Origin of the sequence: Azotobacter salinestris, from assembly GCF_009363155.1 — a bacterium.
Taxonomy (GTDB): Bacteria; Pseudomonadota; Gammaproteobacteria; order Pseudomonadales; family Pseudomonadaceae; genus Azotobacter; species Azotobacter salinestris.
In genome coordinates, this window is the sequence record NZ_CP045302.1 from 2,304,640 (window position 1) to 2,326,507 (window position 21,868).

Here is a 21,868-nt window from a genome sequence, read left to right on the forward strand (position 1 = left end):
ACAAGCAGGACGGCAGCAGGGCTCTCTGTTTTGCAGTGAGCGTCACCCCTGAAAGATAGCGCTGTCTATGCTCCGAGGTGCCTTATGCGTCCATCCAGCGCCATGTTGATCGACCAAGGGACTGCCAGTCGCAGCCAGTTCCGTCCTGCCCGGGCACCCCGCCAGCACCGCGCGGCGACTCCCGAGCCCCGAAGACGCCGCGTTCGTCCCTCTCGCGGCACCACTGCGCCGATACGCATCGCGCACTCGACAGCCGCCGCCAGCTGAGTCTCTGCCGCAACTGTCAGGGTTGCGGCAAACGGCGGTTGCAAACCTCGCCCTTTCGGAAAGATGCAGACCCCAGACTGCCGCCAGAGCCGCTCAAGGCGCGGCCGCACGGCAGACAGCATTCCGGTACGACCGGACGGCTTCAGTCTCGGCAAATGTGCCGGGCCGAAGGCAGCACCGTCCGGTTCACGGCAGGAAGCCGTAACGGTTTGATCCGGGCCAGCCGGCTCTCGGATTGAAATCCTGCCTGGACAGCGCCGACGCGCACCCGGCAGAAGACTCCTAGAAGCAACAATCACAACAAGAGGAAATGCACGATGACGACGGTAGAAACGAACCTCGGCGGGGCCGGCACGGACAGCCTGGCGACACCCCAAACCCAGAAACTGGGCCTCTATGTTTTTGCCCTGTTCTTCATTTTCGGGGGACTGACCAGCCTCAACGACGTCCTCGTTCCAAAGCTGAAAGACCTGTTCAGCCTCAGTTACACCGAGGCCATGCTGGTGCAGTCGGCGTTCTTCTTCGCCTACTTCGTCGCCTCCATACCGGCCGGCCTGCTGATCTCGCGCATCGGCTACATGAAGGCCGCCGTCGTCGGTCTGCTGACCATGGCCGCCGGGTGCCTGCTGTTCATTCCGGCGACCCTGTCGACCCTGTTCCCGGCCTTCCTGGGCGCCCTGTTCATCCTGGCGGTGGGCGTCACCACCGTTCAGGTCGTCGCCAACCCCCTGCTGTCGCTGCTGGGGCCGAGCTCGACCGCGCACAGCCGCCTGACCCTGGGCCAGGGCTTCAACTCGCTGGGCACGACCGTGGCCCCCTACATCGGTGCCATCCTGATCCTCGGCGCGCTGAACGAAGTGGACCCGGCCACGCTGTCGGGAGCCGAACTCAAGGCCTTCCTGGCCCATGAGGCCAGCGTCATCAGCAACACCTATGCCGGCATCGCCCTGGTGATCTGCCTCATCGCCGCCATCGTCTGGCTGCAGCGTAATGCGCTTAAGTCCTCGAAAAAGCCCGAGCGCTTCAATCCGTTTTCCGCCCTCGACCTGCTGAAGCAGCCGCGCTTCGCCTTCGGTGCCGCCTGCATCTTCCTGTACGTCGGCGCCGAAGTGGCCATCGGCAGCCTGCTCACCGACTACCTGATGCTCCCGACCACCCTGCATCTGGCCGCGGAAGAAGCTGGCAAGCACGTGGCCTTCTACTGGGGCGGCGCCATGGTCGGCCGCTTCATCGGTGCAGCCCTGATGCGCCGCTTCGCGCCCGGCAAGCTGCTGGCCTTCGCCGCCGTCGTCGTCATCACGCTGCTCACTCTCTCCAGCACCTCGACGGGCAGCATCGCCGGCTGGTCGCTGCTGGCCGTGGGGCTGTTCAACTCCATCATGTTCCCGACCATCTTCAGCCTGGCCTCCGAAGGGCTCGGCGAGCGGGCGGCCGAGGGATCGGGCCTGATCTGCTGCGCGATCGTCGGCGGAGCCATCATTCCGCCGATCACCGGGTTCGCCGCCGACCTGTCGACCCTCGCCCTGGCCCTGGCCGTTCCGGCCATCTGCTATGCCGGCATCGCCGCCTACGGCTGGTACGCACGCCGCCCGCACATTGCCGGCTGATAGCGCGTCCGTCACGCCCCTGCCGTCCCGGGCCGCAAAGGCCCGGGACGTTCTGCCGACCAGCCCTCTCGCCGCCCCTGGCGACCGGACGCCACACGTTCCGCAAATCTCCCGCCGCCTCATTCCAGCGTCCAACGCCTGGCCGCCTGCCGGGTCCAATCCTGCCACTCACCCGAGACGAGCCATCACACCATGCGTCTTCGCCGCATTCACCATGCCGCCATCATCTGTTCGGACTACGAGGTCTCGAAGCGCTTCTACACCGAATGCCTGGGCCTGCGCATCCTGGCCGAGCACTACCGGGCCGGGCGCCAGTCCCACAAGCTCGACCTGGCGCTGCCCGACGGCTCGCAGCTCGAGCTCTTCTCCTTCCCCGCCCCTCCGGCGCGTCCTTCCTATCCGGAAGCCTGCGGCCTGCGCCATCTGGCGTTCGAAGTCGAGGACGTGGCCGCCTGCAAGGCGGAACTCGAGCACAGGGGAATAGCCGTCGAGCCCATCCGCATCGACGAGCATACGAACAGGCGCTTTGTCTTCTTCGCGGACCCGGATGGTCTGCCGCTGGAGCTGTACGAGGCGGACGTTCGCCGGGAAGGCTAGGACTTCACGACTGTACCCCGAGCGGCTCATCCCGAGCGGCTCTATTCGGGGTGGCGGGTACGGATGGCCTGCCCTGACGGGCGAAAGGAGGACAGGAGCAAGAGATATCGCGAACAGGCACCGGGGGCAGCGCCCCGGTGCCCTGCACACGACTCAGGCGGCGACGGGCTCCAGCACTTGCTGCAGGGCCACACCGGCGCCTTCCAGACCGGGGTATTCGGCGGTCACCAGCCAGACCGGCACGCCCTCGAGGTAGTGGCTCATGCAGCCCTTGCTGCACAGGCTGCTGGCGAAGCCGCTGGACTGGAAGAAGGCGGCGAAGCGCGGAATCACGCCACCGACGATATAGACGCCGCCCCGGGCGCCCATGGTCAGCACGCCGTTGCCGGCGACACGGCCAAGCCAGCTGCAGAACAGGCTCAGGACTTCCTCCGCGAGCGGATCGCCGGCCAGGGCGGCCGTGCTGATTTCCGCGGGAGTACCCAGATGCGGCACATGGTTGTCCAGGGTGCAGATCGCCCGGTAGAGCCGCACCAGACCGCTGCCGCTGAGCACGTCTTCGGCGCGCACATGACCCAGGTCGACGAACAGCTGCTGCCACAGCGCCGCCTCGCGCAGGCTGCCGATCGGCAGATCGACGTGCCCGCCCTCGCCCGGCAGCACCCGCCAGCGGTCATCGCCATCGGGCAACAGGGTGCTGACCCCCAGGCCGGTGCCCGGTCCTATCACCAGCGACGGGCTGCCAGGTTCCGATGCGCCGGGGCAGATCTGGATGCACTCGTGCTCGCGCAGGCGCGTCATGCCCAGCGCCATGGCGGTGAAGTCGTTGATCAGCAGCAGGTTGTCCAGCCCCAGCGCCTGCCGGAAGGCGCTGCGGTTCAGGGTCCAATGGTTGTTGGTGAAGCGGAAATCCTCGCCGGACACCGGCCCGGCGCAGCCCAGGCTCAGGCTGGAAAGACTGCTCGAAGGCAGCCCGAGGGAGGACAGGTAATGCTCGATCGCCAGCGCCGGCGTGGCGAAGTCGGCTGCGGCCAGCGTCTGTACCGACTCGATCCGTTCATTGCGCCACAAGGCGAAACGCGCATTGGTGCCCCCGATGTCTCCGACCACTGCCAGCTTCATTTCACTTGCTCCTGCAGTCTGGAGCACGTCCTGTGCAGGGTGGCCAACATCGAATGGAGCGCGGAGGGAAGGGTTTCGACAGTCATAGGCTTCACACTTTGTTGTATTTTATAGAAAGGTTAGAAAAGCTTCTGTAAAACGCTGAAACTGGCCGCGAACGCACGGCAACGCCGCCGCCTGCCGCGGGACTGGCCTCCCGGCCCCTGCAGGCCTTGCGCACGAAACCGCCCTTCCGGTCCCCCATATGGCGACCCAGGAAGGGCGAACGTCATCCCGGACGAGAAAGGTCGCTTACAGGCGCAATGCCGAAGCGTCGCAGCGCCATGCGCTTCTTGAGACTGCGCTATTTTCAAGACTCGCGCCGGCACGCAGCAGGCTCTGCTGCTGCCATCCCTTTGCCTTGACCGTGCAGCTTTTGAGCTATTCCCGACACAGGCCGGGACCAGGGCCTGGGCTTCGGCAAGCCTCAAACCACAAAGATAGCGCTACCTTAGCCTTTGGCATTTCGCTTAACAAGTCCGTTTCGTCCTCGATTGCATCCGCGGAAAGCCGGCAGCGCCCAAGCTGTCATGAATGCCCGAGAGGCTTTGGAACACCCGGCGACGAAAGGGTGCAGCCATGAGCGGTCGATGCCGGGCATGCCGAACGGGAACGGGATGGGCCCGCCTCCGGCGACCCCCGGCCCAGTGGTGAGCGCGTGTCCGACAGGCCCTCGAAGGCAGGCGCCCTAGACGGGTCGCTTGAGGGTGGCAACCACGGCGGCCAGTTCCTCGAGACGCTGCTCGATGAGGGCCAGGCGCTTTTTCTGCGAAGCGGCGTGCTGGAGCTCCTGGCGATCATCCTCATCGAGCGAACGGAACAGCTCGAGCAGGGCCCGCTCGCCGGGGCTGATGTCGTAGGCCGCCGCAGACTCCCGGGCTGCCGCGGGCACCTCCCCCTCTCCCCGGGTCATCGGCCCTTCGCCGACCAGCAGCCAGTCAAGCGAGACGCCGCGCTCGTCGGCCACCTCTACGCACAGCGCATAGGGAATGGTGTCCCTAGACTTCCAACTGCTCAGGGTCTGGGGGCTTATGCCCAGTGTGGAGGCCAGGGCCGTATCGGTTGTGCAGCCCGTCAGCACCTTGAGCCGCGCCAGCACAGTCGTCGCACTTTTCTTACGCATCTGGAGTATTACCGTTTGACTTATGCGTTTAGAATAGTTACTGTTACGCGTAACGAGTACATTCTAACCAAATGAGAACACCCGAGCCATGAACAAACGCCAGATCCAGGCCCGGCTGATAGAAAAAGGCAGCAACTTCCGCCAGTTCGCCCTCGCCCACGGCTACGAACCACGCACGGTGACCCAGGCTGTCCAGCGCTGGGCCGGCGCCAGCACCCTGCCCAACGGACGGCTGACCTTTTCCATCCTGCGCGACCTGTCGCTGGCGATCGGCGCCGAAGTGCTGCCGGGTATCCTGGCGGGTATGGATGCGAGGGAGCTGCCACATTCCTCCATGACAGGGAAGACCTGAGGGGAGCTGGACAGGAAGCTGCCGGCAACCCGGCCTCCCGGCCGGGCGCCGCCTCGCCAGACTGCGTCCCGGGATGCCGGTGCCTGCCGGATCGGACGTCCTCCCGCACGCGGATTGCCGCCGGCCGGGCCCGACTCGCAACAGCGCCGTACACGAGCGCAGGATCGAGAAACAGCGATTATTAGCCGAGAAAAGCCATGGAAAAGGCCATTTTCATCGAGTTGAAGCTGGAGCCGAAACTGGCGGAAGCCCTGTTGCTGTATCTGCGCCAGGAATTGCGCAGCGCCATTCAGCAGCAATGGCATGCCGCCCGCTACCTGCCGGTTCCCGAAGACAGCCGCTGCGGCGCCATCCTCCGGGACGCTCCGCACCTGGCTGCGCAGAAGAAGGCGCTCGGCGCCCTCAAGGCCGCCCTCGACCGCTTGCCTTAGGAGGCTGATCACGATCTGGCTGCCTCCCCCTCCCTGCCCCCCGCCCGAGAACGGAAAGAGCAGGCTCTCGCCGATGCCGCCCACCGCCCTGCCTGACGAAGGCACTGGAGAGAATCATCGCCGCCCACCTCCGGAGCCCGCAAAAGGCCGGACTCCGGGCGCAGCCCGGCCTTAAGGTGCGAACAGCGGCAAGGCTCAGCCCGCCTTGCCACCCACCACCCGCAACCTGGGCGCCGGCCGCTTTGCAGGAAGACTGCAGGAAGTGGCCTGGGCGGGCGACGGGCGTCTTTCCCGGAACAGCTCGATCATCGCGTGGTAGCAGGCGTTGAACAGGGGACCCTCCTTCCAGTCATCGCCCTGGTGCTCGGCACTGTCCTCCAGCCCTTCGATGAAGACGATCTCCACGAGCCCGACGCGCGTGCGCCGGCGAAGCTCGCTGCGATGAACGGGATTGACGTTCAGCAGGTCGCACAGGCCGTCGAAGCCCAGGGGCTCGATCATCCTTTGATCCCGTATCAATCTGCGCCCGAAGCTCGCCAAAACCCGGCAGAGGTCGCGCTTCGCATCGCTCCGGCAGATGCCGGCCTGTCGCTCCAGGTCGCTCACCGCCAATCTGGTGAACGGCAGAAAAGCTCGCAACTTGCCGGCCTGTCGGCGCAAGGCGCGGCGCTCGGCATCGATGGCCTCCAGTTCCCGGGCGAAAACCCGGCAGAGACGGCGGATCGCGAGCAAGCGGGTACGCACAGTGGCTGTCGGCCGGGCGGAGATGTCAGCGAGAAGACGCAGGTGTTCGGCTTTCATGGGAACGACTCCATCCTGGATGCATGGCCATGAGCAGCGTCCGGGGCTGCCGGCAGGAAATCCCTCCAGCTCCCGTCCGCTGCCATGCGGGTAGCGCAAGGCCACCCAACTTCAGTCTTGTGCCTCGTTTCGCATTCAGCCAGTGCCGATGTCCACTGTCTGGCGTCTCTGTCCGAGGCGGCCACCCCCGGCCCCGATGCGCAATGGCTCTAGCTCGCGGGCGCAGGCGGAATTCCGCCTCCCTGGGCGGCTTTTTCAGCCACTCGATGGCGACATTTCGCCACACAGCCCCGAAAAAACGCCGACCCATTGCTCCAGAGCATGGATTTTCGGCGCTTTTGCATGAATGGCACACATCCTGCTCCCTGACCATTCGTGCGATGCGGGACGGCCCCGCATCCAGCGACGAGAGCCTCCCGGAAACGGAGGCCAGCGCATCGACGGGTGTGCGCCCGACCGGGGTCGGGCGAGACACCCTCCAGGAGAAGCAGGTTCCGACGGTCTTGCGCGCCCGCGCGGCCGTTCTGGACGTGCCGAACAAGAACAACAGTTGATCCGGATGCGACAGCTTCATCGACAGTAGCGGCAGGCCTTGTCGGCGATCCCGACCGGCCATCGGCAGCGCGCCACCCAGTGTCTGCCGAAGCCTTGCGAAACCTACTCACACCTTCAACAGGTCCGTCTTATGAAAAAACTGTTACTGACTTTCCTGTGCGCCAGCATCGTCGGCTGCGCCAAGCAGGACGACGCGGAAAAGACCGTGGACGTTCTGCTGATCGGCGGCGGCATCATGAGCGCCAGCCTCGGCACCTACCTCAAGGAACTGGAGCCCGAGTGGACGATCGACATCTACGAACGCCTCGACCAGGTCGCCGCGGAAAGCTCCAACCCCTGGAACAACGCCGGTACCGGCCACTCGGCGTTCTGCGAGCTGAACTACACCCCCGAGAAGCCCGACGGCCACGTCGACATCAGCAAGGCCGTGGCGGTCACCGAGTCCTTCGAGATCTCTCGGCAGTTCTGGGCCCACCAGGTCGAGAAGGGCGTGCTGAGCAATCCGAAATCCTTCATCAACGACGTGCCGCACATCAGCTTCGTCTGGGGCGACGAGAACGTCGCCTTCCTGAAGAAGCGCCATGAGGCGATGCAGCACAGCACGCTGTACCGCGGCATGGAGTACACGGAAGACCACGCGACCATCGAGCAATGGGCACCGCTGGTGATGGAAGGCCGCCCGGCCGACCAGAAGGTCGCCGCGACCCGTATGCCGATCGGCACCGACGTCAACTTCGGCGAAATCACCCGCCAGCTGATGGGCGCGCTGACCAGGCACGACGACGTCAAGCTGAACCTCAAGCACGAGGTGCGCAACTTCGAGCGCAACGACGACGGCACCTGGAGCGTGACGGTCGCCGACCTGGCCAAGGGCGGCGAGGAAAAGACCGTCAAGGCCAGGTTCGTGTTCATCGGCGCCGGCGGCGGCGCGCTGCCGCTGCTGCAGAAAACCGGCATCCCCGAGGCCGACGGCTACGCCGGCTTCCCGGTGGGCGGCCAGTTCCTCTACACCAGCAACCCGGAAGTCGTCGAGCGTCACCTGGCCAAGGTCTACGGCAAGGCCTCCGTCGGTGCCCCGCCGATGTCCGTGCCGCATCTGGACACCCGCGTGATCGATGGCAAGCGGGCGCTCCTGTTCGGCCCCTTCGCCACCTTCTCCACCAAGTTCCTGAAGAACGGCTCGCTGCTGGACATGCCGCGCTCGCTGAGCTCGGACAACTTCATGCCGATCATGCACGCCGGCCTCGACAACCTGCCGCTCAGCACCTACCTGATCGGCCAACTGATGCTCAGCCAGGAAGAACGCATCGAGGAGTTGCGCGAGTACTTCCCGGAGGCCAAGGCCGAAGACTGGAAGCTGCTGACCGCCGGCCAGCGCGTCCAGGTCATCAAGAAGGATCCGGAGAAAGGCGGCGTCCTGCAGTTCGGCACCGAGGTCGTGGCCGCCGCGGACGGCAGCATCGCCGCGCTGCTGGGCGCCTCGCCGGGCGCCTCCACCGCCGCGCCGATCATGCTCACCGTGCTGGAGAAGACCTTCAAGGACAAGGTCAAGACCGCCGAGTGGCAGGCCAGGCTGAAGGAAATCATTCCCTCCTACGGCCAGAAGCTCAACGGCAACCTCGAGCTGACCAACAGCGTCCGCGCCATGACCAGCGAGCGCCTGCAGCTGAACTTCATGCCGGTCGAGCCGGAAGCCGCCGAGGTTCAGGTCGAAGCTGCTGCCGCCCAGCCCACCCAGGCGGCGCTGTAAGCCGTCCCGCCCCGACATCCCCCTCGCCCCGAGGGGGATGTTTTTTCGGGCTCCCGAAACAGACACCGTCCCCATCGCCAAGGAACTCCCGATGCGTCCCCTGCATATCCTCCTGATGCTGCTGACCTTCCTCATGGCAGGCCTGCAGCCAGCCCTTGCCGAGCCCGCGCCTGGGCAGACCCGCCTGAAACCCAGGGTCATCTTCTTCGATGTGAACGAAACCCTGCTCGACCTGGAGTCCATGCGCCAGTCCGTCGGCGCGGCCCTGGGCGGCCGGCAGGAGCTGCTGCCGCTGTGGTTCTCGACCATGCTGCACCACTCGCTGGTCGAAAGCGCCACCGAGAACTACCACGACTTCGGCACGGTCGGCACCGCCGCGCTGCTGATGGTGGCCAGGAAGCACGGCATTGCGCTGGGCGAAGAGCAGGCCCGCAATGCGATCGTCACCCCCCTGCTCAGGCTGCCGGCCCACCCCGAGGTGCGTGAAGGCCTGCAGGCGCTGAAGAACCAGGGCTACACCCTGGTCACCCTGACCAACTCCACCCGCCGCGGCGTGCAGACGCAACTCGAAAATGCCGGACTGGCGGACCTGTTCGCCGACAACCTGAGCATCGAGGAGATCAAGCTCTACAAGCCGCACCTGCGCACCTACCGCTGGGCCGCCGAACGGATGGGCGTCAACCCGGAAGAGGCGCTGCTGGTCGCGGCCCACGGCTGGGACATCGCCGGCGCCAAGGCCGCCGGCATGCCGGCGATCTTCGTCGCCCGTCCCGGGCAGACCCTCTATCCGCTGGCCGCCGAGCCCGACCGCACGGTCAGGGACATCCGCGAACTGGCCGAGGTGCTCGACAGCCGCTGAGCGGCGGTCGGGAATAAGGGGTCGAGTCCAGACATTCATGGAATGGAAAGCCGCCCATATTTTACCGACCGGGAATATTTTCTGGCATGGCGCTCCTGCAGCAACCCATATTCCCGATCGGTAAAATCATCTTGCCTTGTGGCTGGCATTGGCCAACACTTTCCCGAACGGGAAAATTCATGACCACTATTCATACCACCCAACAACTGGGCAAGGCTCTGCGCGCGGCCCGCAAGCAACTGGGGCTGACCCAGTCCCAACTGGCGCTGGCAGCCGGCGTCGGCTTGCGCTTCATCGTCGACCTGGAGGCCGGCAAGCCCACGCTGCGGCTGGAAAACAGCCTGCGCGTGATCGAAGCACTGGGCGGCGAAATCAGCCTGAATGGCCTGCCAGCGCCGACCGTGGGCGACGATCATGGCGCATAGGCTCGAGGTCTGGCTGTTTGCCACTCGCATTGGAACCCTGGCCCTGGTCGAGGGCCGACTCACTTTCCAATACGACTCCGATTGGCTGAAGCAGCCGAATGCGGTCGCGCTGTCGTGCTCGCTACCGCTGCAAGCCGAACCGTTCGACGAGCGCAGGACACGACCGTTTTTCGCCGGCCTGCTGCCCGAAGGCCATCTGCGCCGCCTGATCGCCCAGCAGCTCCAGGTATCCAGGCAGAACGACTTCGCCCTTCTGGACCACATCGGTGGCGAGTGTGCTGGAGCCGTCACCTTCCTGGCGCCGGAACAGGCCTTGCCCCAGCCTGCGGACAGCAGCGAGGTCGAGTGGCTGGGCAATACACAGATTATCGCCCTTCTGGACGAGTTGCCTCGCCGCCCCATGCTGGCAGGCCAGGATGGCCTGCGCCTCTCGCTAGCCGGCGCCTAGGACAAGCTTCCGGTGGTGGTCGACGGGGATCGGATAGGACTGCCCCGCAACGGCACGCCAAGCTCGCACATCCTCAAGCCGGCCATTCACTCCGTCGAGGACAGCGTAACCAACGAAGGATTCTGTCTGACACTGGCCGAAGTCATGCAACTGCGGCCCGCCCGCTCGACGATTCGCTCGATTCGCGATCGCCGCTTCCTTCTGGTCGAGCGCTATGACCGGACGACCGACGCCGAAGGGCGCATGCAGCGGCTGCATCAGGAGGATTTCTGTCAGGCGCTGGGCGTGGTGCCCGAAATGAAATACCAGAACGAGGGCGGCCCCGATCTCGCAAGCTGCTTTGCCCTGGTACGGCGCGTCACGCGCCCCAGCGCCCCCCAGGTGCTGCGCCTGCTGGATTACGTGGTCTTCAACGCCCTGATCGGCAACCACGAGGCGCACGCCAAGAATTTCTCCCTGCTCTACGCCGGCCAGGCACCCGTGCTGGCTCCGCTCTATGACACGCTGTCGACGGCGGTATACCCGAACCTCACGGCCAAGATGGCGATGAAGCTCGGCAGCCAATACAGGTTCGACGAAGTGCAGGCCCGACACTGGGAGCAGTTTGCGGAAGGTGCCGGTCTAGCCAGAGCCCAAGCCCGCAAACGCATCCTCGAGCTAGCCCGACTTCTGCCTGCGGCGGCCCGCAAACTCCAGGCCGATCCGAACCACAGCTTTTCCAGCCACGCGCTGGTCGAGCGAATCGTCAACCTGATCGAACAGCGCTGTCAGCTGACGATACGACGGCTGACAGCGCCGGCTGCCGAGGACTGATTCACCAGCCTCAGGCCACCCCGCTCTCCTCCAGCGTCACCACGCAGCACGGATCGAAGACGACCTGCTCGCCCGCGTAGCCGCGCGGATTGGAGATCACCCGGGTGCCGGCGACCTGGTAGTCGACCGCATAATGGGTATGGCCATGGATCCACAGATCGAGGCCCTCGCCCATCAGCTCGTCCCAGGCGTTGACGAAGGCGGCATCGAGGGGCGTGCCGGCGTAGGGATGGCCGGCGATCGAGCACAGCGATGGTGCGTGGTGGCTGATCACCACCGTCGGTCCGGCGAAGGGTTGCGCCAGCGACTCGCGCAGCCAGGCATGGGCGCGGCCGGCCAGGGCGGCGAAATCCTCCGGCACAGGCGGGCGTTCCTCGGCACCCCAGCGGATCTGCCGGAAATCCGAGACCCGCCGCTGCGCCACCTGCCGCGCCAGCTCCTCCTCGCCGGTCGCCCGGTAGTCCGTCCAGGCGGTGACGCCGAGAAAGCGCACCCCGCCCAGCACCACCTCGTCGAAATCCAGCACCCGCACCTGCTCGTCGGCCGCCTCGCGCAGCTGCGCCAGGATCGCCTGCAGATCGCCGCCGTAATACTCGTGATTGCCCGGCACGTAGAGCACCGGGCAATCGAATGCCTGCCGCGCCCACGCCACCCCTCGCGCCCCGACGTCGATATCGCCGGCCAGCACCACCACATCCGCCGCCACCGGCGCCGGGCTGAAGGGGGACAGTTCGTTGTGCAGGTCGGAGAGGATATGGATGCGCATGGGACTACACCTCGAAGTCACAGAGGACTATGGACTATAGCCGGGTGGTGTTGCGGGGAGGTGGATGGAAGCGGCGGCTACTCACATGCAGTCGCCAGTGCTCGGGCGCGCCGCAATGGAACCACCGCCGCCACTGTCGACGAATACATGCTGCCGATGCCAGGCGACGAAGCGAGCCTCCGGCCTGAAGCGCTCCGGCAGCATGATCGGGCGACCGGCCAACGGCTGCAACACTTGGCGCACGAAGGGATCGGCCGCTCGACGCAGCGGCTCGGCGAGCAGGATGCGGTACTCGTCGTCCAGGCTCAGCAGGCCCTGATCGAAAGCCCGGTCGTGCAAGGCCGACAGGCACAGGCCATTGGCGGGGTTGAGGCGATTCGCCGGGTCTTGGCACCAAGGGACGATATGGCTGGCGATCAGCAGGCCTGGTTCGGACAATCCGGACATGCAGCAGCGACCGACATAGCTGCCGAGCACCGCGCGGCGGAAGAACTGCTGCTTGATCCGCTGCTCGACCAGCACCTGCCGAGTCGCGCCGGTCAAATCCTCGGGAAGCTCAGCCGCCTCGTCCGCTTCCTCGGGGGGAAGCCCACGCTCGGCGCGCAAGGCTTGGCGCAAATACGCGCACTCCATGGCCAAGCCCTCCCAGTCGGCCTGAAAAAGCTCCCAAGTCTGCCGATCCAGTCTGGAAGCCCCTGCCAAACCCTTGCGTCCGCTGGCAACGATGGCCGGGTCGAGGCTGGCGAAATTGCACAGCTTCATCGCCAGCGCCGAAGGCGTGCGGCCGATCAGGCCAGCCAGTTCGACGACCTCGGGATTTCCTTGATGCAACTGACCGAAAGACAAACGGCAATACAGGTGAAAAGCCAGTTTGAGCTGATCGATGGTCCAGCGGTTCGAACTCATTGTTTTCCGCTCCTCACCCCATCACCTCGAACACAACACTCATCGGCCCGCTGCCGTTATGGCTGCGATAGCGTACCGGCCCGTGATAGACGAAAGGCGCGGCCTTGCCGTTTTCCAGTTTGTTCTCCCGCACGAACAGGTGGATAGAGAGGCCACGTTTCTCGTGGTCGATGATTTCCCGACCGCGCTTGCCCTCCGGAGTAGTCTTGTTCTGGCTCTGCCAATGAAAGGTTCGCTCGTCGACCCAGCGATCCAGATAGCGGTGCTCGTCGGCCTTGCCCTGTTTGTTCAGCGTGACCAGCAGCACATGGGCCTTGGCTTCCGTCAGGAATACATGCCCGGAATTCCAGTTGCCCGGATTGAACTCCTCGCCGAACAGCGCCGGAATCTCCTCGCGCAGCAGCCGCTGCCCGACCGCCAGTCGCAGCGGGTCGAGCACCGCCTTGAGTCGTGCGAAGGTGCGCAGTTGCTCGGTCAATTCGTCGTCGACCGCTATATCGGCATAGTCGGGGTTGTTGGCGCGCAAAAGATAGCTGCCGTCCGCCGCCTTGTGGATCACTCGTAGCAGGTACTGGTTGTCGCCCGCTTCCTCCTGACGTTCGATGGCCATGGTCAGCCCGGTGATGGAGCCGGCGCTGCTGGGCTGGATATGTTCCAGCAGCAGATAGTCGCCGTCGCGGATCGGGTGTTTGCCGCCGTTCATCGAGTTGCCCGAGGCGCGGGCGATGAAGTGACGAGCCGGGTCGAGGCGGCCGAAGCCCTCGCCGAGCAGGCGGTACTCCTCGCAGTCGGCTCGGCCGGTCTTGAAGTGGCCGCAGGCGATCTTCAGGTTGGGGAAGTACGGCAGTTCGGTGCCCATGCGCGGGGCAACGGGCAAGGCGACCACGGGCGCAACCTGGACGGCCTGGCGCACCTCATAGGCGGCCAGGCGGTAGTCGACCAGTTCTTGGATCCATTCGGCGAAACGTTCCCGGTCTTCTTCGGCTACCTGCAATAGCGGCACGAAGCGTTCGTCTTGTACGGAGAAGTAACGTTTTTCGCCGGTCTTGCGGTTGCCGCCAATCCAGGCATTGACTGGGTTACTCATCCAATAGCGCAGCCATTGCGGCTCCCGGCCGTTGGCCAGTTGCGCCGGCTCGGGCGGCAGGTCGGCGAGCAAGGGGCGGCGTCGCTGCAACAGTTGCCAGGAGCGCTCCGCCAGATCGGCGAGCGTCGGCGCTTGGCGCCAGCCGTCCAGCTCCTGAAAGGCTTCCAGCAAGATCATCTTGAAACTCTTGGCCATGGCGGTGATTTCCAGCTCGCACAGGAAATCCCGATGGGCGACGAGCAGCGTGCGCTCCGCGTCGTCGAGATCGCCCATGCTCTCCAGCAAAGAGAACCAATCGCCGTGCTGCTTGCGCACCTCCCTGAGACTCGCGCCGGCGCGGTAGAACTCGCTCAGCGTAGGGCGCCGGCCCAGGCTTTCGCGCAAAGCCTGGTAGTCCTGCCGGATGCCACCGCCGCCCAAAGCCTTGAGGAAGTCGATCAGTTGCAGGTCGTAGTTGACGAAGCAGCCGTCGGGCAACGCCAACCTATGTTCAGCGGCGGCGCGAGCATACTCGGCCAACTGCCGGTGGTTCATGCTCCGACCCATCAGAGCCTGAGGCTTGTGCAGGAAGCTCTGGTGGTTGCCGATGAAGTCGAGCACCACCAACTCCTTCTTACCCGGCGACTTGCGCAGACCGCGGCCCAGCTGCTGCAGGAAGAGAATCTTCGACTCGGTGGGCCGTAACATCATCACCGTGTCGATGGCCGGCAAGTCGACGCCCTCGTTGAACAGGTCGACCGAGAAGATCACCTGCAGACGGCCGTCGTCGAGCTGCGCCAGCGCCTCGCCCCGCGACAGCGTGGAGTTGGCGTAAACCGCGCTCGCCCTAATCCCGTGCTTGCGGAACTGCTCGGCCATGAACTCAGCATGGCGGATCGACACGCAGAAGGCCAGGGTCTTGCTCTGGGCATGCTGGCGCCACTTGCTCAGGGCATGCCGGGCGCGGCTGAGGGTGGCGAGCTTGTGGGCCAGCTGCTCGGGATCGAAACGGCCGTTGCGCCAGGGAATCTCCCGGTAATCCACGTCCTCGTCGAAGATCCCGTAGTAGTGGAAAGGCACCAGCAGTTGGCTCTCGATGCCGCGAAACAAGTGAGTTTCGAACACCAGGTTGTCGTCGCACAGCGAGAGAATGTCCGAGCAGTCGGTACGGTCCGGAGTCGCCGTCAGGCCGAGCAGGAAGGCCGGGGCGAAGTGCTGGAGCAGGCGGCGATAGGTCGGCGCCGCGGCGATAGGTCGGCGCCGCGGCGTGGTGGAATTCGTCGATGACCAGATAATTGAAGTGCTGCGGCGCGAAGCGCTCCAGATGCTCGGCGCGGCCGAGGGTCTGGATCGAGGCGCAGAGCACGTCCGCCTGGCTGTCGCGCTGCTGGCCGCGGTAGAAGCCGATCCGCCAACTCGGCCGGATGCGCAGGAAGGTCTCCGCCGCCTGGTCGAGGATTTCCTCGCGATGGGCGACGAAGAGCACGCGCCGGGCATCGGCCTGGACGGCGTCGAAGGCCGCCAGCCAGGTCTTGCCGAGACCGGTGGCGAGCACCACCAGGCCACGCCGAAACCCGTTCTCGCGGGTTCGCGCCAAGGCCTTGAGAGCTTCGACTTGCACCTCGGTCGGCAGTGGTGGTGACTCCACTTCCTGGCTGCCCGGTGCGACAGCGCGGGGCGGTGGAATGCGCCGCGCCTCGTAGTCGTCGATCCAGGCATGGCTCAGCGGCTTGGCGCGGGGCTGGGCGAACAGTTCCTCGAAGCGGCTGCGCGCCTCGAGAAAGCCCGCATCGCCGGGATAGTCGATGCGGTAGTTCCACTCCAGACCATCCGTCAGCGCCTGTCGGCTGATGTTGCTGGAACCGATGAAAGCCTGGCCGCGCAACTGACCATTCCCGTCTTGGCCGGCAAACAGGTAGGCCTTGAGGTGAAAGCTGCTGCCGCCAGTCTCGTAGACGCGCACCTGGGCACCCTGCTCCTGCAGGAGCATCAGCCGGCGCAGGGCATCCGGATCGGTGATGTCGAGGTAATCGCTGGTGAGGATGCGCACGCGCGCCGTTGCCCCGGAACAGTCGCTTTCCCCCGCACGCCCCAGGGCGGTGAGCAGATCCGGTAGCAGCAGGCGCAAGCCGGTGTTTTTGACGAAGGCCACCGCCATGTCGATCTCAGTGGCACTGTGGATGGCGGCGCAGAGGTGCGGCAGGAAAGGATCGCCTTCGCCACCTGTGACCAGGCCCGCCACAGGAGCGGCGGCGCGACGGATCAGACCGTTGAGCCATTGCTCGCTGCGCTCGGGACGCCGGTCGGCGCTGCGCCAGAGCTGAATATCGGCCACCGCATCCAGGGTTTCCAACCAGGCGCCCAGCCGCGCCTCGTCGGCATCGGTGAAGTGTCGGCCCTGCTGCTCGCGCTCGCCCTGGCCGAGCTTGAAACTGCAATAGAACACACCGCCCGGCTTGAGCGCTCGCCAGAGACGGGCCAGCATATCCGGCATCTCGTCCGGAGCAACATGCAACAAGCTGGCACAGGCCCAAATGCCGTCATAGAGCCCTTCCTCCTCGACCTCGGCAAAGCGGCGCACGACCACCGGCTGCCCCAGGTGCTCGCTGGCCAGGCGTGCCAGCGCCGGCGAAGCATCGAAGGCGCTGACCCGGTAACCACGCCCGAGGAATACCCGTGCATCGCGTCCCGAACCACAGCCGGCATCAAGCAGATAACCACCGGCGGGAATGAGGGCGAGAAAGCGCTCGTGTAACTCGCCCATCTCCACTGCCACGGTTGCATCGAAGAACTGACGGGCATTGCTCTCGTAGTAGCTATACGTATCGCTCAATCGTGTGCGTCCTTGTACATGCAGAAGTTCAGCCGCCCATCACACCCGCGTCCCCCGGCAATCCGGGTAGTTCGAGCAGCTCCAGAAGTGGGTGCCGGCCTTGCTGCCGCGCTTGATGGTGCGCCGCACCATGGGCGAGCGGCAGAGCGGGCAGCTGCGGGATGGGGCTTCCGGGGCCGGGCGGCCTGCCGCGCCGGCGATCCAGTAGTCCAGGGTTTCGCCATCGACGAGGGTAAGCTTGCAACTGGCGGCGAACTGCCGGGCATCTTCGGTGAAACTTCCAGAAGTCACCACGAAACCGCCCGTCGCGCCCTGCGCCGCGACCACCCCGTAGAGCTCGCGCACCACCTTGACGCCGACCTTGAGGGCGCGCCACTGCTTGCACTGCACCAGGTAGCGCTTGCGGCCCTTGCGCACGATGAGGTCGACGCCGCCGTCCGGTCCGGCGGCCCCGGTCTCCTCGACGGCATAGCCCTGGCGGCGAAACACCTCGCCGACCAGGCGCTCGAACTGCTGCCAGTCGATCCCGTCCGAAATGGACGCCGGATTGTTCAGCGCCTTGCGGAACAGCCAGCCGCGCTTGATGCGCCGGCCAATCGACAGCAGTGCGCCGAGGCCCAGCAGGCCGGGCAGCAGGTACTGTCCGGCCCAGGCGGCGAGCGGGACGAGCGGTTCGAGAGCCTGCTGGGGATCGCGGCTCAGGTTCTGGAGCAGTCTTTCCAGGTCGGCCAGTGTGCCGAGCGCGGGCAGGCCGTCCAGGCTGGGCAGCGGGCCCTGGCCGGCCAAAGGATGCAGAAACCACCAGGCGCCGAAGCCGGCGGGCAGACTCAGCCACCAAGGCAGCAGGGCACAAAGCCGGATCAGGCCGGCGACGAACGAGCTTCTTCTTCGGGGCAACGGGGGCTCCTGTCAGGCGATGGTGCGCCGATGTTCAGGAGCCTTGCCAGGGGAACATGCGAGTCGGGCGGACAGCACTGCGGCTGTCCTGCTGCCGGCTCCCTGGCAGGCGAGGCAAGTGCTGGACTGAATCACGGTCAGCGGGGGTGAAGTGGATCTGGCTGCAAGATTACTGCAATATCAGGGCCACTGGCCATAAAACCGCTCTATCTCCGGACCAATTGCAGCCTCTCCTACTCCGCCGTCCATTGCCGCAGCAGCTTCAGCTGCGTCTCCAGGCGCTCTCTGCGTCCCCGTTCGGCGCGCAGCGCCGAGCGCAGCTCGCGGCACTCCAGCTGCAGCTCCAGCTCCGCAACGCGCAGGCGCTCCACAGAGGCGCCGGACTCCTCGAGCGCTTCCTCCAGGTTGCATATCCGCAGGCCCTGCAGCAGCAGGCCCAGTATGGACACACCGCCCAGCGCCAGCACTCCGCCCACCTCCCACAGCAAACCCATGACCTCCATTTCTTCTCCTTTTGATCTATCTGGCAGCACGTTCTCAGTGATGGCGGCAGGATATGTAGCCTCAAAAGACATATCTAGAATGTGGACTTGTACAGGTAAAGTTTTCGTACGGATGGAGAGGCCATGAAACGGGGACAATCGATTGCCCAGGTGCGCTGGGACCTGGCATTGCGCTATCGGCTGATCGAGACGATCGCCTGGTGGGAGGGGCGGCTGACCACGCAGCACCTGATGCAGAGCTTCGGCATCAGCCGGCAGCAGGCCTCCAAGGACATCAACACCTACATCAATGAGCATGCGCCAAAAAACCTTACATATGACCGGCACCTCAAGGGCTATGTACCCAGCCCGAAGTTCAAGCCGCTGTTCATCGAGGACAGCGCCAGCGCCTACCTGCGCCTGCTGAACCAGAGCCACGAGCGCGCCCCGCACATCGAGGGGCTGGCCCTGGCCTACGCGCACACCGAAGTGCTGCGGGTACCGGACCGCACGGTGCGCGCCGAGGTGTTGCGCCCGCTGCTCAAGGCCTGCCGCGAGGGGCTGCGCCTGGAGACCGAGTACGTCTCTCTGGCCAACCCGCTGCCGGAAGTGCGCCTGATCGCCCCCCATACCCTGGTCTACACCGGGATGCGCTGGCACGTGCGCGCCTACTGCGAGAAGAACCGCGCCTACCGGAATTTCGTGCTGAGCCGCCTGCGCGGCGAGCCGGAATTGCTGGACGCCTCGAGTCATGGCCGGGACGGGGACGAAGGCTGGAATACCGAAGTGACCATCCGGATCGAACCGGATCCGCGCCTCAGCGCCGAGCAGAAGGCGATCATCGAGACCGACTACGGCATGCGCGACGGGCACCTGGCGGTCGCCAGCCGCGGCGCCTTGGTGCAGTATGTGTTGCAGCGCTTCCAGATCGACACGACCAAGATCGAGCCCAAGGCCGCCGCCCAGCAGATCGTGGTGGCCAACCTGGAGGAACTCGAGCGCTGGCTGTACAGATAGGACACAACCTCCCGCTTTCTGCCAGGCCTTGTAAGACATCGACCATGCGTGCGGTAAGCCGGAAGAGGCAAACCCAATACTGGCAAAGTGCCAAATAATTGAAAAGCGAGGGGTGCTTTGCTGCACTGCAACATGAAGAGCGAGCGAAGGGAGATTTTCGTCCGCTTGTCCCATCCCACCGAGGTATTAGTATCACTCCCAGGTCGAGGGAACGACACAGGCTGGCAGGGATGGCAGCCAGGAACATCGCAGGACGGCGATTCACCAGGATGGTGAACCAGGGAAGAATGAAACGAACAAGGAGGCGGGGCCCACCCCCCGCCTCCTTTGTTTTGTCTGCAGAGGCGCCTCAGAAGCCCCGTCGAAGCCGCCCGCCCCGGCAAGCATTGCCGCGCCGCAGCACCGCTGGCCGCCCCTACGCGCCGTAACCCCGGGGTCGCAGCAACCTCGCTACACTCCCTCTTCGCTTCACCATCGCCAGTTCGTCGATGATCCGCCAGGGTCGTCGGGCGTGCCCTGGGAGGGCTGCCAGACCAAAAGAACAGAAAAGCACGGTCGGCCGCCAGGATGCTGCCGCCGGCTAAGGATTCGGTGTGAACAGGCCGTTGCTCCTTCATCGCCTGCCTTGCCTTGCCACTCTGCTCTGCGCCCTGCTGTCGGCGCCGCATGCCGCCGCCGAGCCCCGGCAGTTCGCACTGCTCGCCAAGCGGATCGACCAGCACTTCTTCATCCAGGCCGGCCGGGGCTGTGCCGAGGCCGCTGCGGCCGAAGGCGATACCTGCCTGCTGCTGGGCGCCTCCGGGCCGGCGCATTTCCGCCGGCAGAACGAGGCCCTGGAGCAGGCCCTCGGCCGCGGCCTGGACGGCATCGCCCTGTCGGTGACCCATTCCCGCTGGCTGGCCGAGCACGCGCTGAAGCACCTGGGCCGGACGCCGCTGATCACCTTCGATTCGGACCTGGCGCCGGCCGAGCGTCATCTGCGCCGCGGCTACGTCGGCATCGACAACCTGGCCTTCGGCCGGCAGCTCGGTCTGCTCGTCCAGCGCTTCAGACCTGAAGGCGGCAGGCTGTGCATCCTCAACGGCAGCCAGCAGGATCCCAACCTGCGCGAGCGCCTGGCCGGCATCCGCCAGCAGCTGCGCGGCGCCCGGGACGCGGATGGCAACGATCGGCTGGCCGGCGAAAACGGCTGGATCGAGGTGAAGCGCTGTCCGCTGTACACCGCCGACAATCAGGAGAAGGCCCTGCTTCAGCTCTCAACCCTGCTGAACACCACCGAACTCGATGCGATCGTCGCCGTCGGCAGTTGGCCGATCTACGCAGCCGAGGCCTTCCGCCGGCAGCTCGGCCCGCTGCTCGCCGAGCTCGACGGCCAGGGCAGGCGCCCGGCCATCGTCATGGCTGCCGACGAGCCCGACGCCCGGCAACTCGCCCTGCTCGACGACGGCCTGATACAGGCCTACGTGGGGGCGAGAAGCAGCGAGATCGGCCGGCAGAGCTACTACATGATGAAGCGCCTGGCCCAGGGGCAGCCGATCGCCGGGCAGATCCTCGTCGACAGCCAGGTCTATCTGCCCGGCAGTGCCCCGGCGGAGCCCTGAGGCGCCTCTTCGGGCCGGCTGCACGCCCCCAGGCTGCGCAGGTCGGCCTCCAGGTGGCGCGGAATGTAGTCGCGCAGGAACTCCACCCAGGTGCGGATCTTGGCATCCAGGTACTGCCGCGACGGATACAGCGCATAGACCCCGAGCGGATAGAGCGTGTGCTCGGGCAGCACGCGCACCAGGCTGCCGTTCTGCAGGCTCTCCAGGGCCGAATAGACCGGCAGGGCGCCGATCCCCATGCCGGCCTTGAGCGCCACGGTCATGGCATCGACGGTGTTGACCTGAAAGTGGGTGTGGCTGATGGTCACCAGCTCCTCGCCCCGGGGACCCTCGAGCAGCCACTTGTCGAGGCTCATCACCGGGTAGACCAGGCGCAGGCAGCGGTGCGCGGCCAGCTCGGCGGGCGCCCGGGGCAGGCCGTGACGGGCGAGGTAGGCCGGCGAGGCGCAGAGCACGCTGTAGATCTTGCCGAGTTGCTTGGAGATGAACCCGGAGTCCGGCAGTTCCGGCGCCGTCACCACCGAGACGTCATAGCCCTCCTCGAGGATGTCGGTGGTGCGGTTGGCCAGGGTCAGATCGAAGCTGACCTCCGGGTACTGCTCGCTGTACTCGGCGACGGCCTTGATCAGGTAGTGGTGGCCGATGCCGGTCACCGCGTGGACCTTCAGGTTGCCGGCAGGGCGCGCATGGGCCTGGCTGGCCTCGGCCTCGGCCTCCTCGATGTAGCCGAGGATCTGCTCGCAGCGCTGCAGGTAGCGCTGGCCGGCCTCGGTGAGGGCGATGCGCCGGGTGGTGCGGTGCAGCAGGCGGGTGCGCAGGTGGGTCTCGAGGGAGGCGACCGCCCGCGAGACGTAGGAGGTGGTCAGGTCGAGACGGGTCGCTGCGGCGGTGAAACTGCCGGTTTCCGCCACGCAGACGAAGATGCGCATGTGGGAGAGGATATCCATGGATCGCTGTTCCGCAGAATGACGGAGCCGGGCACGTCGCAGGCTGCTACTGGCAGGAAGTCTGCCAAGGATTATGGCCTTTTAGTACAAAATTCATCACCAAACTGTCGCCTTATTCTGATCCTTGCGAACTCTTAGAATTGATTTATCTCAAGACCTCCCGT

Annotated in this window: 22 protein-coding genes; 12 read left to right on the forward strand and 10 right to left on the reverse strand. The window is 65.5% G+C overall.

Annotated features, from left to right (window positions below):
* The first annotated feature begins 584 nt into the window (after positions 1-584).
* Entirely contained in the window at positions 585-1,874 is a 1,290-nt protein-coding gene (locus tag GCU53_RS10750) for a sugar MFS transporter (RefSeq protein WP_152387609.1), read from the forward strand.
* Positions 1,875-2,066: 192 nt separating this feature from the next.
* On the forward strand, positions 2,067-2,471 hold the full coding sequence (gloA2, locus tag GCU53_RS10755; RefSeq protein WP_152387610.1) for an SMU1112c/YaeR family gloxylase I-like metalloprotein: 405 nt from the start codon (positions 2,067-2,069) through the stop codon (positions 2,469-2,471).
* A gap of 153 nt (positions 2,472-2,624) precedes the next feature.
* On the opposite strand, the gene GCU53_RS10760 is transcribed toward gloA2, so the two are convergent.
* Positions 2,625-3,593, reverse strand: a complete 969-nt coding sequence (locus tag GCU53_RS10760; protein ID WP_152387611.1) for a glucokinase — start codon at positions 3,591-3,593, stop codon at positions 2,625-2,627.
* A 727-nt stretch (positions 3,594-4,320) separates the two neighbouring features.
* Positions 4,321-4,755 carry a helix-turn-helix domain-containing protein gene (locus tag GCU53_RS10765; RefSeq protein WP_152387612.1) on the reverse strand — a complete coding sequence of 145 codons (435 nt, stop codon included), beginning with the start codon at positions 4,753-4,755 and terminating at the stop codon, positions 4,321-4,323.
* Between the two features lie 88 nt (positions 4,756-4,843).
* Between GCU53_RS10765 and GCU53_RS10770 the strand changes: the two genes are divergently transcribed.
* Positions 4,844-5,107 (forward strand): helix-turn-helix domain-containing protein, encoded by a 264-nt coding sequence (locus tag GCU53_RS10770; protein WP_152387613.1) that lies wholly within the window; start codon positions 4,844-4,846, stop codon positions 5,105-5,107.
* Positions 5,108-5,304: 197 nt separating this feature from the next.
* Positions 5,305-5,538 carry a hypothetical protein gene (locus GCU53_RS10775; protein WP_152387614.1) on the forward strand — a complete coding sequence of 78 codons (234 nt, stop codon included), beginning with the start codon at positions 5,305-5,307 and terminating at the stop codon, positions 5,536-5,538.
* Positions 5,539-5,733: 195 nt separating this feature from the next.
* Here the strand turns inward: GCU53_RS10775 and GCU53_RS26060 are convergent, their stop codons facing one another.
* Complete coding sequence (locus tag GCU53_RS26060) at positions 5,734-6,039, reverse strand: hypothetical protein (RefSeq protein WP_244307115.1); 306 nt, start codon at positions 6,037-6,039, stop codon at positions 5,734-5,736.
* A gap of 3 nt (positions 6,040-6,042) precedes the next feature.
* Here GCU53_RS26060 and GCU53_RS26065 point away from each other — a divergent pair, with 3 nt between their 5' ends.
* The 6 genes from GCU53_RS26065 (at position 6,043) to GCU53_RS25710 (ending at position 11,189) form a co-directional block, all read left to right on the forward strand.
* A complete protein-coding gene (locus GCU53_RS26065) occupies positions 6,043-6,372 on the forward strand; it encodes a hypothetical protein (RefSeq protein ID WP_244307117.1) in 330 nt (109 codons plus the stop codon).
* A 652-nt stretch (positions 6,373-7,024) separates the two neighbouring features.
* The gene (locus tag GCU53_RS10785) at positions 7,025-8,644 is read left to right on the forward strand and encodes a malate:quinone oxidoreductase (protein ID WP_152387616.1); all 1,620 of its coding nucleotides are present in this window, start codon (positions 7,025-7,027) and stop codon (positions 8,642-8,644) included.
* A 91-nt stretch (positions 8,645-8,735) separates the two neighbouring features.
* Complete coding sequence (locus GCU53_RS10790) at positions 8,736-9,503, forward strand: haloacid dehalogenase type II (RefSeq protein ID WP_167520062.1); 768 nt, start codon at positions 8,736-8,738, stop codon at positions 9,501-9,503.
* 179 nt (positions 9,504-9,682) lie between these two features.
* A complete protein-coding gene (locus GCU53_RS10795; RefSeq protein ID WP_152387617.1) occupies positions 9,683-9,928 on the forward strand; it encodes a helix-turn-helix transcriptional regulator in 246 nt (81 codons plus the stop codon).
* On the forward strand, positions 9,918-10,376 hold the full coding sequence (locus tag GCU53_RS25705) for a HipA N-terminal domain-containing protein (protein ID WP_208845475.1): 459 nt from the start codon (positions 9,918-9,920) through the stop codon (positions 10,374-10,376). Before GCU53_RS10795 ends, GCU53_RS25705 begins: the two co-directional genes overlap by 11 nt.
* A 12-nt stretch (positions 10,377-10,388) precedes the next feature.
* The gene (locus GCU53_RS25710; protein WP_208845476.1) at positions 10,389-11,189 is read left to right on the forward strand and encodes a type II toxin-antitoxin system HipA family toxin; all 801 of its coding nucleotides are present in this window, start codon (positions 10,389-10,391) and stop codon (positions 11,187-11,189) included.
* A 10-nt stretch (positions 11,190-11,199) separates the two neighbouring features.
* Here the strand turns inward: GCU53_RS25710 and GCU53_RS10805 are convergent, their stop codons facing one another.
* The 6 genes from GCU53_RS10805 to GCU53_RS10825 form a co-directional block, all read right to left on the reverse strand.
* A complete protein-coding gene (locus GCU53_RS10805; RefSeq protein ID WP_152387618.1) occupies positions 11,200-11,955 on the reverse strand; it encodes a metallophosphoesterase in 756 nt (251 codons plus the stop codon).
* A gap of 81 nt (positions 11,956-12,036) precedes the next feature.
* Positions 12,037-12,861, reverse strand: a complete 825-nt coding sequence (locus GCU53_RS10810) for an HNH endonuclease (protein ID WP_152387619.1) — start codon at positions 12,859-12,861, stop codon at positions 12,037-12,039.
* Positions 12,862-12,874: 13 nt separating this feature from the next.
* A complete protein-coding gene (locus GCU53_RS25715; protein WP_341873597.1) occupies positions 12,875-14,830 on the reverse strand; it encodes a DUF3427 domain-containing protein in 1,956 nt (651 codons plus the stop codon).
* On the reverse strand, positions 14,811-16,760 hold the full coding sequence (locus GCU53_RS26070) for a DEAD/DEAH box helicase family protein (protein WP_244307119.1): 1,950 nt from the start codon (positions 16,758-16,760) through the stop codon (positions 14,811-14,813). The genes GCU53_RS25715 and GCU53_RS26070 overlap by 20 nt, the downstream gene beginning before the upstream one ends.
* 39 nt (positions 16,761-16,799) lie before the next feature.
* Positions 16,800-17,657, reverse strand: a complete 858-nt coding sequence (locus GCU53_RS10820; RefSeq protein WP_152387620.1) for a restriction endonuclease — start codon at positions 17,655-17,657, stop codon at positions 16,800-16,802.
* A gap of 233 nt (positions 17,658-17,890) precedes the next feature.
* Positions 17,891-18,151, reverse strand: coding sequence for a hypothetical protein (locus GCU53_RS10825; RefSeq protein WP_152387621.1), 261 nt, complete (start codon positions 18,149-18,151; stop codon positions 17,891-17,893).
* A 132-nt stretch (positions 18,152-18,283) separates the two neighbouring features.
* Here GCU53_RS10825 and GCU53_RS10830 point away from each other — a divergent pair, with 132 nt between their 5' ends.
* Together GCU53_RS10830 and GCU53_RS10835 are read left to right on the forward strand one after the other, a co-directional pair.
* Positions 18,284-19,156, forward strand: a complete 873-nt coding sequence (locus tag GCU53_RS10830; RefSeq protein ID WP_152387622.1) for a helix-turn-helix transcriptional regulator — start codon at positions 18,284-18,286, stop codon at positions 19,154-19,156.
* Between the two features lie 593 nt (positions 19,157-19,749).
* Entirely contained in the window at positions 19,750-20,757 is a 1,008-nt protein-coding gene (locus tag GCU53_RS10835) for a substrate-binding domain-containing protein (protein WP_244307121.1), read from the forward strand.
* Here GCU53_RS10835 and GCU53_RS10840 read toward each other — a convergent pair.
* The gene (locus GCU53_RS10840) at positions 20,724-21,704 is read right to left on the reverse strand and encodes a LysR family transcriptional regulator (protein ID WP_152387623.1); all 981 of its coding nucleotides are present in this window, start codon (positions 21,702-21,704) and stop codon (positions 20,724-20,726) included. The genes GCU53_RS10835 and GCU53_RS10840 overlap by 34 nt on opposite strands.
* Between the last annotated feature and the right edge of the window lie 164 nt (positions 21,705-21,868).

What these genes read in the sequence shown, in the direction of transcription:
- GCU53_RS10840 (WP_152387623.1), bottom strand. Translation starts at nt 21,704, where the DNA reads ATGGATATCCTCTCCCACATGCGCATCTTCGTCTGCGTGGCGGAAACC.
- GCU53_RS10830 (WP_152387622.1), top strand. Translation starts at nt 18,284, where the DNA reads ATGAAACGGGGACAATCGATTGCCCAGGTGCGCTGGGACCTGGCATTG.
- GCU53_RS10760 (WP_152387611.1), bottom strand. Translation starts at nt 3,593, where the DNA reads ATGAAGCTGGCAGTGGTCGGAGACATCGGGGGCACCAATGCGCGTTTC.
- GCU53_RS10825 (WP_152387621.1), bottom strand. Translation starts at nt 18,151, where the DNA reads ATGGGTTTGCTGTGGGAGGTGGGCGGAGTGCTGGCGCTGGGCGGTGTG.
- GCU53_RS10805 (WP_152387618.1), bottom strand. Translation starts at nt 11,955, where the DNA reads ATGCGCATCCATATCCTCTCCGACCTGCACAACGAACTGTCCCCCTTC.
- GCU53_RS26060 (WP_244307115.1), bottom strand. Translation starts at nt 6,039, where the DNA reads ATGATCGAGCCCCTGGGCTTCGACGGCCTGTGCGACCTGCTGAACGTC.
- GCU53_RS10770 (WP_152387613.1), top strand. Translation starts at nt 4,844, where the DNA reads ATGAACAAACGCCAGATCCAGGCCCGGCTGATAGAAAAAGGCAGCAAC.
- GCU53_RS10775 (WP_152387614.1), top strand. Translation starts at nt 5,305, where the DNA reads ATGGAAAAGGCCATTTTCATCGAGTTGAAGCTGGAGCCGAAACTGGCG.
- GCU53_RS10795 (WP_152387617.1), top strand. Translation starts at nt 9,683, where the DNA reads ATGACCACTATTCATACCACCCAACAACTGGGCAAGGCTCTGCGCGCG.
- GCU53_RS10790 (WP_167520062.1), top strand. Translation starts at nt 8,736, where the DNA reads ATGCGTCCCCTGCATATCCTCCTGATGCTGCTGACCTTCCTCATGGCA.
- GCU53_RS10765 (WP_152387612.1), bottom strand. Translation starts at nt 4,755, where the DNA reads ATGCGTAAGAAAAGTGCGACGACTGTGCTGGCGCGGCTCAAGGTGCTG.
- gloA2 (WP_152387610.1), top strand. Translation starts at nt 2,067, where the DNA reads ATGCGTCTTCGCCGCATTCACCATGCCGCCATCATCTGTTCGGACTAC.
- GCU53_RS25705 (WP_208845475.1), top strand. Translation starts at nt 9,918, where the DNA reads ATGGCGCATAGGCTCGAGGTCTGGCTGTTTGCCACTCGCATTGGAACC.
- GCU53_RS10785 (WP_152387616.1), top strand. Translation starts at nt 7,025, where the DNA reads ATGAAAAAACTGTTACTGACTTTCCTGTGCGCCAGCATCGTCGGCTGC.
- GCU53_RS10810 (WP_152387619.1), bottom strand. Translation starts at nt 12,861, where the DNA reads ATGAGTTCGAACCGCTGGACCATCGATCAGCTCAAACTGGCTTTTCAC.
- GCU53_RS10750 (WP_152387609.1), top strand. Translation starts at nt 585, where the DNA reads ATGACGACGGTAGAAACGAACCTCGGCGGGGCCGGCACGGACAGCCTG.